Origin of the sequence: Pseudomonas sp. URMO17WK12:I11 (assembly GCF_007677725.1) — a bacterium.
Lineage (GTDB): Bacteria > Pseudomonadota > Gammaproteobacteria > Pseudomonadales > Pseudomonadaceae > Aquipseudomonas.
The window spans coordinates 110,552-123,694 of sequence record NZ_VEDF01000001.1 but is presented as its reverse complement, the minus strand read 5'-3'; the positions used below and the strand labels follow the sequence as shown (position 1 = coordinate 123,694).

The window sequence follows — 13,143 nt, the reverse complement described above, 5'->3', positions numbered from 1 at the left end:
GTGGCGAGGCGCCTACAGCGGCTTTACACTCGGACCACCGCCGCAACCATGGGTTCGCCATGACGACATTAGACGAAGAAGATCGCCGCGAATACTACCGCATCGAAGATCGGATCGCACTGGAAATCAGCCCCCTCAGCGCGGCCGAAGCCCTTGAGGCAGAACTGTTGCAGGATGATTCGCCACTGTTCAACCTGCTCAGCGAACTGCACCTCTCGGACTTCGAGTCCCAACATTTGCTGCGCCAGTTGAGCGACAAGGACCGCACCCTCGCGGCGTTTCTGCGCGCGCAGAACAAACGCCTCGACCTGCTGAGCGCGGTGGTCGCGCAGACCCTGCTGGGGGAAATCGGCCAGCCGCAGCGGGTGGTCATTTCCGAGGGTGGCATCGAATTCGCCCAGGCGCAGGCGGTCGCCCCGGGCAGCCGGGTGAAAGTGAAGATGGTGTTGATGCCGCGCGCCCACGGCCTGCTGCTGCGCGGCCGGATCACCCACTGCGACCCGCGCCCGGACGGCACCTTCGAGGTCGGCACCGAATTCATCGACATGACCGATGCCCAACGGCAACTGCTGGCCCGCTATATCCTGCAACGTCAACAGCAGCAGCGCCGCCAGCAACTGGAACAAGACGGCCCCGCCGCCTAGGCTCATCCCCCTGATTTGAAGGAACGAACGTGACCCTGATCTACGGCCACCGCGGCGCCAAAGGCGAAGCCCCTGAAAATACCCTCAAGAGTTTCCAGCAGTGCCTGGCGCACGGCGTTAACCGCTGCGAACTCGACCTGCACCTGTCGGCCGACAACCAGCTGATGGTGATCCACGACCCCACGCTCAAGCGCACCACCGGCCGACGCGGCAAGGTGGTCGAGCACCCCGCTGCCGAGCTGGTGCGCATCGACGCGCGCAAAGGCGGCCCAGGCCATGTGCAGCCCTGCCCGATCCCGACGCTGGAGGAGCTGTTCGAAAAATGCGCTTTCGAGCATTGGCAACTGGAGGTCAAGAGCGCTTCGCGTACCCGCGCCGCGACCACGGTGCTGGCTATTCGCGAGCTGGCCCAGCAGTTCGGCCTGCTGGACAAAGTCACCATTACCTCAAGCTCGCGCGAGGTGCTGGGCGCCGCCCAGGAACTGGTGCCGGATGTGCAACGCGGCCTGGTGGCCGAATACGCCTGGCTCGACCCGCTGAAGGTGGCGCAGAACTACGGCTGCCAGATGCTGGCGCTGAACTGGACGCTGTGCACCCCTGAGCGCCTGCTCAAGGCCCAGGGACAAGGGCTGCACGTATCGGTGTGGACGGTCAACGAGCCGGCGCTGATGCGCAGGCTCGCTGATTTTGGCGTGGATAGCCTGATTACAGACTTTCCCGGTTTGGCCAAGACCACCCTCGGGTAGGGCTGAAATCGGTCTCCCCGACCGGCTCAGGCCACCGGCCGGAGCCGCTCAAAAAAGCCGGTTCAGGCCGTCGTAGGCAGCTACCCGATAGGCTTCGGCCATGGTCGGGTAGTTGAAGGTGGTGTTGACGAAGTATTTCAGGTTGTTCTGTTCGCCCGGCTGGTTCATCACGGCCTGGCCGATATGGACGATTTCCGAAGCCTGGTAGCCGAAGCAGTGCACGCCGAGCACCTCGAGGGTTTCGCGGTGGAACAGGATCTTCAGCATGCCCTGCGGCTCGCCAGCGATCTGCGCCCGCGCCATGCTCTTGAAGAACGCCTTGCCCACTTCATAGGGCACCTTGGCCTGGGTCAGTTCCTGTTCGTTCTTACCGATCGAGCTGATTTCCGGAATGGTGTAGATCCCGGTCGGCACGTCGTTGACGAAACGCCAGCTGCCGTTGTCGACGATGCTGCCGGCTGCCGAGCGGCCCTGGTCGTGGGCGGCACTGGCCAGGCTCGGCCAGCCAATCACGTCGCCGGCACCGTAGATGTTCGGCACCGACGTGCGATAAGCCTCGTCGACCTCGATCTGGCCACGGCTATTGACCTTGATGCCGATGTTTTCCAGGCCCAGCTTGTCGGTATTGCCAGTGCGGCCGTTGCACCACAGCAAGGCGTCGGCCTTGATCTTCTTGCCCGACTTCAGGTGCAGGATCACACCGTTGTCCAGTCCTTCGACGCGCTCGTAGTCCTCATTGTGGCGGACCGTGATGTTGTTGTTGCTGAAGTGATAGCTCAGGGCCTGGGAAATTTCCGAGTCGAGGAAGCTCAACAGCTGCCCGCGGTTATCGACCAGCTCCACCAGCACGCCAAGGCCGCTGAAGATCGACGCGTACTCGCAGCCGATCACCCCAGCGCCGTAGACGATCAGCTTGCGCGGGGTATGGCTGAGGCTGAGGATGGTGTCGCTGTCGTAGACGCGCGGGTGATGGAAGTCGATGTCCGCCGGGCGGTACGGGCGCGAACCGGTGGCGATGATGATGTGCTTGGCGTTGAGCTTTTCCACCACGCCATTGGGGCAGACCACTTCGATGGTTTGCTCGTCGGCGAAGCTGCCAGTGCCGAAGAACAGATCGACGCGGTTACGGGCGTAGTAGCCGGTGCGCGACGCGACCTGCTTGGCGATGACTTTTTCGGCGCTCTTGAGCACGTCCGGGAACGAGAACCAGCGCGGCTCGCCGATGGCGCGGAACATCGGGTTGGTGTTGAACTGCATGATCTGCCGCACCGAGTGACGCAGTGCCTTGGACGGGATGGTGCCCAAATGGGTGCAGTTGCCGCCGACCTGGCGGCGGCTGTCGACCATCGCCACCTTGCGCCCCGCTTTGGCGGCGTTCATCGCCGCACCCTCACCGGCCGGGCCGGAACCCAGCACCACTACGTCGTAGTTGTAGACAGCCATGCGTACTCCTTCAGAACTGGCCCGGGGTTACGGTTACCCACGGGACTCGATCATGCCGCCGGAGCGCCATGAGAAAATTCGGGTGCAGTCTAATCAAGCGTGAACGCCGCGCACATTACCCCTTGGTCGCGTCGTAGGCCAATTTTGCCTGCACTACATGTCACACACCGGTCCGTGGCGGCATCATCCCTGGCAACGCTTTCAATCGCCTTTCAGCGCACGCTCGAAGGCCGGGGTCGCTCGGGAGACGAAGCCACCCTCGGCCCGAGTCACGAACATTGCCGGCAGTTCATGTTTCACGGCAAAGGCCCACGCGCGCTGCGGACCAAGAATCAGCAGCAACGTCGAATAGCCATCGGCCTGCATGGCCGAGGCATCGAGCACGGTGACCGCGGCCAGATCATGGTCGACCGGGCGCCCCAGGCGCGCATCGAAGGCGTGCGAATAGCGCTGGCCATTGTCCTCGAAATAGTGCCGGTAGTCACCCGAGCTCGACACGCTGAGCCCTTGGACGGGGTACAGCCGGCGAGCCATCTGCCGGTCCGGCCCTGGCAATTGCAGGGCGATGCGCCAAGGGCTGCCGTCAGGCTTGCGGCCAACGGCCTTGAGTTCACCGGTCGCCTCGGCGACGAAACTGGTCACGCCCATGGCCTGCAGGCGCGCGGCGAGCAGGTCCACCGCGTGGCCGGCGGCGATGCTGTTGAAATCGAGCTGCACCGGGGCATCCTTGCACAACGCCTGACCTTCCAGCCGCAGGTGCTGGTAGCCGACCCGCTGCTGGGCGCGGGCCAGTGCCCTGGCACCGGGGATCTGTTCGTGCCGAGCTTGCGGGCCGAAGCCCCAGAGCCTCAGCAGCGGCTCCACGGTCAGGTCATAGGCGCCGTCGCTGAGCTGCGCCAGGTGCAGGCCGAAACTGACCAGTTCACGCATATCCTTTGGCAGGATCATGCAGCGGTGGGCCGGCAGTCGGTTGAACTGGCTGACGGTGGAGTCGGCGCGGTAGGTGGAGTAGTGCTGATCGATGTCATGCAAGATGGCTTCGACAGCCGCCTGCACTTGCGCAGGCGCAGGCCCACCGGCCTCGCGCACGTATTGGATGCTATAGCTGCTGCCCATGGTCGGGCCGCCCAGGCGTTCCACGCTGGGGCCTTCACTGCAGGCGCTGAGCAGCATCAGGATGAACAGGACGGCGGTGCGCAATCAGGATTTCTCGGTTCGAACAGGCGGGCAAAAAAAACGGGAACCCGAAGGTTCCCGTTGTTTCAAGCGTTTACAAGCGGATCAGCGTGGAAACGCTGGCGGGTTCACACCGGCCATGTCTTCCATCACACGCACCACCTGGCAGCTGTAACCGAACTCGTTGTCGTACCAGACGTACAGCACGACGCGGTTGTCGTTGGCGATGGTCGCCTCGGCATCCACCACACCGGCATGGCGCGAGCCGACGAAGTCGGTCGATACCACTTCCTGGGAGCTGACGTAGTCGATCTGCTTGTGCAGTTCCGAGTGCATGGCGGTCTGGCGCAGGTACTCGTTGATCTCGTCGCGGCTGGTCGGCTTCTCGAGGTTCAGGTTGAGAATGGCCATCGAAACGTTCGGCGTCGGCACGCGAATGGCGTTGCCGGTCAGCTTGCCCTTGAGCACCGGCAGTGCCTTGGCGGCGGCGGTGGCTGCGCCGGTTTCGGTGATGACCATGTTCAACGGCGCGGCGCGGCCGCGACGGCTGCCCTTGTGGAAGTTGTCGATCAGGTTCTGGTCGTTGGTGAACGAGTGAACGGTCTCGACGTGACCATTGACGATGCCGTACTGGTCGTTGATGGCCTTGAGCACCGGCACGATGGCGTTGGTGGTGCACGAGGCGGCCGAGATGATCTTGTCATCGGCGGTGATATCGCCGTGGTTGATGCCGTGCACGATGTTCTTCAGCGCGCCTTTGCCCGGTGCGGTGAGGATCACGCGGGCAGCGCCCGGGCAGGCCAGGTGCTGGCCCAGGCCGTCGGCATCACGCCATACACCGGTGTTGTCGACGATCAGCGCGTTGTCGATGCCGTACTGGGTGTAGTCGACTTCGCTCGGGCTCTTGGCATAGATGATCTGGATCAGGTTGCCGTTGGCGGTCAGGGTGTTGTTGGCTTCATCGATGGTGATGGTGCCATCGAACGGGCCATGCACCGAGTCGCGGCGCAGCAGGCTGGCACGCTTGACCAGGTCGTTCTCGGCGCCCTTGCGCACGACGATGGCGCGCAGGCGCAGGCCGTCACCGCCACCGGTTTTCTCGATCAGGATGCGCGCCAGCAGGCGGCCAATACGGCCGAAACCGTACAGCACCACGTCGGTGCCTTTGCGTGCGGCAGCGTTCTGCTGGCCCACCACGTCGGCCAGCTCTTCACGCACGAACTGCTCGGCGCTGCGGCCGTTGCCTTCTTGCTTGAACTTGTTGGCCAGCTTGCCCAGGTCGACCGATGCTGCGCCCAGTTTCAGCTCGCTCATGGCTTTGAGCAGCGGGAATGTCTCGTGCACGGACAGCTCGGTCTCGTCGGTCTGACGGTGACGCGCAAAGCGGTGGGCCTTGAGGATCGAGATAACCGAACGGTTGATCAGGCTGCGGCCATAAATCGAGCTCACCACGTTGTTGTTGCGGTAGAGCTGACCGATAAGCGGGATCATCGCTTCAGCCAACGCTTCACGATCGATCCACTCACCAAGACACTGGTCGGGCTTCTGAGTCACGGGAACCTTCCACATGTAGGGACAGAAAAAAGGGGCTACATTATGACGCCCCAACGCTTAACCGGCAATGAGCGCCTGTCGTCGATGACAAAGCCCGCTGTCGAAGGCCTGTCGAGCCTGACAGCAGGCACCGTCACCGGTACAATCGACCTCTTTGCCGCAACGCTTGGAGTGCAATCTCCCGTGTCAGTTCTGCGCCTACCGCAAATGTCGGCTACGGCCGGCAAACAAACCTGGGGCAACCTGCCCGGTGCCGCCCTCAGCCTCGCCATCGCCGAGGCCGCCAGCAGCGCCGGGCGCTTTACCCTGCTGCTGACCGCCGACAGCCGGGCGGCCGATCGCCTGGAACAAGAGCTGCGCTTTTTCGCGCCCGAGTTGCCGGTGCTGCCGTTTCCCGACTGGGAAACCCTGCCCTACGACCTGTTCTCGCCGCACCAGGACATCATCTCCCAGCGTATCGCCAGCCTTTACCAGCTGCCGGAGCTGAGCCACGGTATCCTCGTGGTGCCGATCACCACCGCCCTGCACCGCCTGGCTCCGACGCGCTTCCTGCTCGGCAGCAGCCTGGTGCTGGACGTGGGCCAGACCATCGACGTCGAACAGATGCGCACGCGCCTGGAAGCCAGCGGCTACCGCTGCGTAGATACCGTCTACGAACACGGTGAGTTCGCCGTGCGCGGGGCGTTGCTCGACCTGTTCCCGATGGGCAGCAAACTGCCCTACCGCATCGACCTGTTCGATGACGAGATCGAAACCCTGCGCACCTTCGACCCGGAGACCCAGCGCTCCATCGACAAGGTCGACTCGATCCGCCTGCTGCCGGCCCGGGAATTCCCCATGCAGAAGGAGCAGGTCACGCGCTTCAAGGCCCGCTTTCGCGAACGCTTCGATGTGGATTTTCGCCGCAGCGCAATCTTCCAGGATTTGGCCAGCGGCATCATCCCGGCCGGCATCGAGTACTACCTGCCGCTGTTCTTCGAAGAAACGTCCACGCTGTTCGACTATTTGCCCAGCGACACACAGGTCTTTTCCCTGCCGGGCGTCGAGCAGGCGGCCGAGCACTTCTGGAATGACGTGCGCGGGCGCTATGAAGAACGCCGCGGCGACCTGACGCGGCCGTTACTGCCCCCGGCCGAGCTGTTCCTGCCGGTCGAAGACTGTTTCGCCCAGCTCAAGCGCTGGCCGCGGGTGGTGGTCAGCGCCGACGATGTCGACGCAGGCGCCGGCCGTGAGCGTTTCCCGGCCCGCGCCCTGCCTGATCTGGCCATTGAGGCCAAGGCCAACCAACCGTTGGCGGCCCTGGCCGGATTCCTCGACCAGTTCAGCGGCCGCGTGCTGTTCACTGCCGAATCGGCGGGCCGGCGCGAAGTGCTGCTGGAGTTGCTCGAGCGCCTCAAGCTGCGCCCACAGGCGGTCGACAGCTGGGTTGACTTCATCACCGGCAGCCAGCGCCTGGCGATCACCATCGCCCCGCTCGACGAGGGCCTGTTGCTGGATGATCCGGCCATCGCCCTGGTTGCCGAGAGCCCACTGTTCGGCCAGCGCGTGATGCAGCGCCGGCGCCGCGAAAAGCGTGGCGAGGCGGCTAATGACGCGGTAATCAAGAACCTCACCGAGCTGCGCGAGGGCGCGCCGGTGGTGCACATCGACCACGGCGTCGGCCGCTACCTGGGCCTGGCCACGCTGGAAATCGACGGTCAGGCTGCGGAATTTCTGACCCTGGAGTACGCCGAGGGCGCCAAGCTGTATGTGCCAGTGGCCAACCTGCACCTGATCGCCCGCTACACCGGCAGCGACGATGCCCTGGCACCGCTGCACCGCCTGGGCTCCGAAGCCTGGCAGAAAGCCAAGCGCAAGGCCGCTGAACAGGTGCGCGACGTAGCGGCCGAACTGCTCGACATCTATGCCCGGCGCGCTGCGCGCAAGGGCTATGCATTTGCCGACCCGGCCGCCGATTACGCCACCTTCAGCGCAGGTTTCCCGTTCGAAGAAACCCCCGACCAGCAAGCGGCAATCGAGGCGGTGCGAGCCGACATGCTGGCGGCCAAGCCCATGGACCGCCTGGTGTGCGGCGACGTCGGCTTCGGCAAGACCGAAGTCGCCATGCGCGCCGCGTTCATCGCCGTGCACAGTGGCCGCCAGGTGGCGGTGCTGGTGCCGACCACCCTGCTCGCCCAGCAGCACTACAACAGTTTCCGTGACCGCTTCGCCGAATGGCCGGTCAAGGTCGAGGTGATGAGCCGCTTCAAATCGGCCAAGGAAGTCGCTGCGGCCGCAGCGGACCTGGCCGAGGGCAAGATCGACATCCTCATCGGCACCCACAAGCTGCTGCAGGACGATGTGCGCTTCAAGGACCTGGGCCTGGCGATCATCGACGAAGAACACCGTTTCGGCGTGCGCCAGAAAGAACAGCTCAAGGCGCTGCGCAGCGAGGTGGATATCCTCACCCTGACCGCCACGCCCATCCCCCGCACGCTCAACATGGCGGTGGCCGGGATGCGCGACCTGTCGATCATCGCCACCCCGCCGGCCCGGCGCCTGTCGGTGCGCACCTTCGTCATGGAGCAGAACAAGAGCACGGTCAAGGAGGCCTTGCTGCGTGAACTGCTGCGCGGCGGCCAGGTGTATTACTTGCACAACGATGTGAAAACCATCGAGAAGTGCGCAGCCGAACTCACCGAGCTGGTTCCCGAAGCGCGCATCGGCATCGGCCATGGGCAGATGCGCGAGCGCGAACTCGAACAGGTGATGAGCGACTTCTACCACAAGCGCTTCAACGTGCTGATCGCCTCGACCATTATCGAGACCGGCATCGACGTGCCCAGCGCCAACACCATCGTCATCGAGCGTGCCGACAAGTTCGGCCTGGCGCAACTGCACCAGCTGCGCGGTCGGGTCGGTCGCAGCCATCACCAGGCCTATGCCTACCTGCTGACGCCGCAGCGGCAGAAAATCAGCGCCGACGCCGAAAAACGCCTGGAAGCGATCGCCAATACCCAAGACCTCGGCGCAGGTTTCGTGCTGGCTACCAACGACCTGGAAATCCGCGGCGCCGGCGAACTGCTCGGCGAAGGTCAGAGCGGACAGATCCAGGCGGTCGGCTTCACCTTGTACATGGAAATGCTCGAACGGGCGGTCAAGGCCATTCGCAAGGGCACCCAACCCAACCTCGAACAGCCCCTGGGCGGTGGCCCTGAAATCAACCTGCGCTTGCCGGCGCTGATACCCGAGGACTACCTGCCGGATGTGCATGCGCGGCTGATTCTGTACAAGCGCATCGCCTCGGCGGCCGACGAAGACGGCCTCAAGGACTTGCAGGTCGAGATGATCGACCGCTTCGGCCTGCTGCCCGAGCCGACCAAGAACCTGATGCGCCTGACCTTGCTCAAGTTGCAGGCAGAGAAACTCGGCATCAAGAAAGTCGACGCCGGGCCCAATGGTGGCAAGCTCGAGTTCGAGGCCGAGACCCCGGTCGACCCGCTGACCCTGATCAAGCTGATCCAGGGCCAGCCAAAGCGCTACAAGTTCGAAGGCGCGACCCAATTCCGCTTCATGGTGCCGATGGAACGCCCAGAAGAACGCTTCAACATCCTGGAGGCGCTGTTCGAGCGCCTGACCCCAAAGCCTGCGTAAGGAAGATTCATGCGTGCCATTCGTTGCCTGACCCTGCTGACTGCGCTGTTCGCGCCAGCAGCCTTCGCCGAAGGCCTCTATCAGGTAGAAATGCTACTGGTGAGGCAGAACAACGTGCCTGCCTTCACCAGCCCGTTCGCGCCGGAAGACTGGCGCGCAGGCGCTCCGCGCTTGGACCAGGCTGCAGAGCGTCCGCTGGCGCTGCAGGACGAAGCGACCCGTCTGGCGGCTACCGCCGACTACACCGTGTTGCTGCACAAAGCCTGGCAGCAGCAGGTCGGCAGTGAGCCAAGCCGCATTGCCCTGGGCGCCGGTGAAGAGCAGTTCGGGCATTTCCCGATCGAAGGCAACCTGAGCATTACCCAAGGCCGCTTCATCACCGTGGCTGCCACTTTCTGGGTCAATCAGCTCGATGGCAACGGCAGCGTCCTGCAAAGCGAGCAGTTCAAGCAAAGCAACAGCACCATGAAAGGCGCCCAGCTCACCTTCCTCGACGGCGGCCATCTGGGTTTGCTGGTCAAGGTCACGCCGCCTGGCATGCCCAAGATGCCAGCGCTGGACCCGGAGCTGATGGAGCAGTGAAGCGATGACGCAAGACGCTTTCGAGATACTGAACGACTATCCGAACTGGACACAGTCGTTCAGCAAAGCGGTACTGCAACGCGGCGAGCGCTACGCCGAGGAGGGCCGGGTCAAACTCGACAGCATCAGCGATTCGCAGATCAGTGCCACCTGCGCGGGCAGCGGCGGCAACCTCTACACGCAATCGCTGCAGGTGAGCGTCGCCGGTGGCCGCTGCTATGTCGACGGCGATTGCAGCTGCCCCGTGCAGCACAATTGCAAGCACTGCGCCGCGGTATTGTTCAGCCTCAGCGATCTGCACAACAGTGGCCAGGGCCCCCAGATCAACCCGAACAGCCTGTCACCCGAACTGTTGAGTTGGCTGACCAACCTCGAGCAGGCGCCACGCAAACCCCAGGCAAGCAGCGACAAGCGTGGGCGCATGGTCTGCTACCAGCTGCAGCTGGGTGCCGGTGCCGGTGCCGGTGCCGGTTGCAGCCTGATGGTGCGCAAAGGTACCCGCAGCGAGGAAGGCATTCGCTTCAGTCGCGTCACCTCGCTCTATGACTTTCTCTATGAACCGCCGCGCTTCGTCACCGAAGAAGACGTCCGTATCCTGCGCCTGCTTTCGGCATTGAACCAAGGCGGTAGCCAGGACCGCGGCTACTACCTCAAGGGGCATGAAGGCGGCGAGCTGTTCCAGCGCGTGCTGGAGACTGGGCGCATGTTCTTCGACGTGGATTTTCCACTCATCAGCGAAGGCGAAACGCGCCAGGGTGAGTTTCGTTGGGTGCGCCTGGCAAACGGCAATTACGAGGGCATGTGGTATCACGGCGAACAGCCCCTGGCCTGCGTCATCCCGCTGATCCCGCTGTATTATTTCGACGTCGCCAGCCGGCAGGTCGGCAAGGTCGAGCATGACCTGGACCCGCACGTGGCCGTTCAACTGAGTTTGGCCCCTGAGGTGCCTGAGCGTCTGGTGGTGCCGTTGAGCCACAAGTTGAGCGCGCTCACACACAAGGTGCCGACCCCTACCCCGGTTCAGGAACAATTCATCGACACGCTGCAGCCCACCGCCCACTTGTCGCTCGGCAGCCTCGAATTCACCGCGTACATGCCCAAGACCGGGCGCATGCAACGGCAAATGCAACACCGCGCCGCACTGGCATTCGACTACGACGGTCTGCGCACCAGCGGCACTGACGACAAGCCCCTCACCCGCCTGGTCGGCTCCACCAGCCAACGCATCCGCCGCCAGGCGCCCGCCGAGCAAGCGTTGCGCAAGCAATTGCGTGAGCTGGGCTTCAAGGCGGCCACGCGGCAGAGCAAAGCGCTGCCTGAGAACGCCGGCGAGATGTTCGAGCTGCCCGACGACGAAGCCTGGCTGCGCTTTGCACGCGAGGGCCTGCCACGCCTGCGCGAGGCCGGCTGGGAGATCGACATTCACCGCGATTTTGCCTTCAGCCTGCAAGAGGTGGACGACTGGTACGCCAACATCGACGAGGCACCCGGCCATGAGTGGTTCGACCTCGAGTTGGGCATCGTGGTCGAGGGCCAGCGCCACAGCCTGTTACCCATCGTGCTGCAACTGCTGCGCAGCAGCCCCGAGCTGCTGCGTCCCAGTGAGCTGGCGCGGCGCAGCGACGACGAACACCTGCTGATCGACCTCAACCGAGGCCGCCAGGACAGCCCGGCCTTGCGCGTGGCCCTGCCCTATGGCCGCATCAAGGCGTTGATGGGCACCTTGGGCGAGCTGTACCTGCACGATGACCCGGTGGGCCCTGCAGTGCGCATGGACCGTACCGACGCGGCGCGCTTGAACGCGATCGACCATCTGCCACTGCAGTGGGAAGGTGGCGCCCAGGTGCGCGACCTGGGCCGGCGCCTGCGCGATGCCCGCGACCTGCACGTCGATGCCCCCAGCGCCTTGCAAGCCACGCTGCGCCCTTACCAGCAACAAGGCTTGAACTGGCTGCAAGCCCTGCGCGAAATGGGCACTGGCGGCATCCTCGGCGACGACATGGGCCTGGGCAAGACCCTGCAGGCCCTCGCCCACCTGCTGCTGGAAAAGCAAGCCGGGCGCCTGACCCAGCCGGCGCTGGCGGTCATGCCCACGAGCCTTGTGCCCAACTGGCTTGACGAAGCCCAGCGATTTGCCCCGGACTTGCGCGTGCTGGCCCTGCACGGTCCGGGGCGCAACAAGCATTTCACCACCCTGCACGAGTACGACCTGGTACTCAGCACCTATGCACTGCTGCCCCGCGACCTGGCGCACCTGCGCGAACACCCGTGGCATGTGCTGATATTGGACGAAGCGCAGAACATCAAGAGCAGCACCAGCAAAGCAGCCCAGGCCGCTGGCGAGCTGCAGGCCAACCAGCGGCTGTGCCTGACCGGCACGCCCATGGAAAACAACCTCGGCGAGCTGTGGTCGATCTTCAATTTCCTGATGCCCGGCTGGCTGGGCGATGTGAAACGCTTCAATCAGGAGTATCGCTCGCCGATCGAACGCCATGGCGATGCCGAGCGCCTGGCCCACCTGGTCAGTCGGGTACGGCCTTTCCTGCTGCGTCGCACCAAGGAACAGGTGGCCACCGAGTTGCCGGCCAAGACCGAGATGGTGCACTGGGTGGACCTGAGCGACGCGCAGCGCGATACCTATGAAACAGTGCGGGTGGCGATGGACAAGAAAGTGCGCGACGAGATCGCCCGCAATGGCGCCTCACGCAGTCAGATCGTGATCCTCGACGCCCTGCTCAAGTTGCGCCAGGTGTGCTGCGACCTGCGTCTGGTCAAGGGCGTCGAGGCCAAGGGCAACCAGGCTGACAAGGGCAAACTCGGCGCGCTGCTGGAAATGCTCGAGGAGTTGCTCAGTGAAGGGCGCCGAGTGCTGTTGTTCTCGCAGTTCACCTCGATGCTGGCGCTGATCGAAGACGAACTGAAAAAGCGCGCGATCCGCTACAGCCTGCTGACAGGCGATACCCGCGACCGCCGCACGCCGGTGCAGCAGTTCCAGCAAGGTCAAAGCGAAGTCTTCTTGATCAGCCTCAAGGCAGGTGGCGTAGGCCTGAACCTCACCGCCGCCGACACCGTGATCCACTTCGACCCGTGGTGGAATCCGGCCAGCGAAAACCAGGCCACCGACCGCGCCTACCGCATTGGCCAGGACAAGCCGGTGTTCGTGTTCAAGTTGATCACGCGTGGCACGGTTGAAGAGAAGATCCAGGCCCTGCAACAGGAGAAGGCGGCGCTGGCGGCGAGTCTGCTCGATGGTGGGCAGGCCGGCCAGTGGCGATTGGCGGATGAAGAGATCGAGGCGCTGTTCGCGCCTCTGCCTGGCAAACGGGGCCGCTAAGCCAGTTCAGCCAGGCCTTGCGCGCAAGCTG

Annotated in this window: 8 protein-coding genes; 5 read left to right on the top strand and 3 right to left on the bottom strand. The window is 64.0% G+C overall.

Annotated elements, in window-relative coordinates; all coding sequences use genetic code 11:
* Positions 1 to 59: 59 nt before the first annotated feature.
* Together FS665_RS00510 and FS665_RS00505 are read left to right on the top strand one after the other, a co-directional pair.
* A complete protein-coding gene (locus FS665_RS00510; RefSeq protein ID WP_145181727.1) occupies positions 60 to 644 on the top strand; it encodes a PilZ domain-containing protein in 585 nt (194 codons plus the stop codon).
* A 29-nt stretch (positions 645 to 673) separates the two neighbouring features.
* The gene (locus FS665_RS00505; protein ID WP_145181724.1) at positions 674 to 1,390 is read left to right on the top strand and encodes a glycerophosphodiester phosphodiesterase; all 717 of its coding nucleotides are present in this window, start codon (positions 674 to 676) and stop codon (positions 1,388 to 1,390) included.
* 48 nt (positions 1,391 to 1,438) lie between these two features.
* Here the strand turns inward: FS665_RS00505 and sthA are convergent, their stop codons facing one another.
* The 3 genes from sthA to FS665_RS00490 all read right to left on the bottom strand — a co-directional run bounded on the left by sthA (position 1,439) and on the right by FS665_RS00490 (position 5,578).
* The gene (gene sthA / locus FS665_RS00500; RefSeq protein WP_145181721.1) at positions 1,439 to 2,833 is read right to left on the bottom strand and encodes a Si-specific NAD(P)(+) transhydrogenase; all 1,395 of its coding nucleotides are present in this window, start codon (positions 2,831 to 2,833) and stop codon (positions 1,439 to 1,441) included.
* A gap of 201 nt (positions 2,834 to 3,034) precedes the next feature.
* Positions 3,035 to 4,033, bottom strand: coding sequence for an FAD:protein FMN transferase (locus tag FS665_RS00495; protein WP_145181718.1), 999 nt, complete (start codon positions 4,031 to 4,033; stop codon positions 3,035 to 3,037).
* 81 nt (positions 4,034 to 4,114) lie between these two features.
* On the bottom strand, positions 4,115 to 5,578 hold the full coding sequence (locus FS665_RS00490; protein WP_145181715.1) for a glyceraldehyde-3-phosphate dehydrogenase: 1,464 nt from the start codon (positions 5,576 to 5,578) through the stop codon (positions 4,115 to 4,117).
* Between the two features lie 168 nt (positions 5,579 to 5,746).
* Here FS665_RS00490 and mfd point away from each other — a divergent pair, with 168 nt between their 5' ends.
* From mfd to FS665_RS00475, 3 genes are read left to right on the top strand one after another with little or no spacing between them, the layout of a single operon-like run.
* The gene (gene mfd / locus FS665_RS00485) at positions 5,747 to 9,196 is read left to right on the top strand and encodes a transcription-repair coupling factor (protein WP_145181712.1); all 3,450 of its coding nucleotides are present in this window, start codon (positions 5,747 to 5,749) and stop codon (positions 9,194 to 9,196) included.
* 9 nt (positions 9,197 to 9,205) lie between these two features.
* Positions 9,206 to 9,778, top strand: a complete 573-nt coding sequence (locus FS665_RS00480; RefSeq protein WP_145181709.1) for a peptidoglycan binding protein CsiV — start codon at positions 9,206 to 9,208, stop codon at positions 9,776 to 9,778.
* 4 nt (positions 9,779 to 9,782) lie between these two features.
* Positions 9,783 to 13,112 carry a DEAD/DEAH box helicase gene (locus FS665_RS00475; RefSeq protein ID WP_145181706.1) on the top strand — a complete coding sequence of 1,110 codons (3,330 nt, stop codon included), beginning with the start codon at positions 9,783 to 9,785 and terminating at the stop codon, positions 13,110 to 13,112.
* The last annotated feature ends 31 nt before the right edge of the window (positions 13,113 to 13,143 follow it).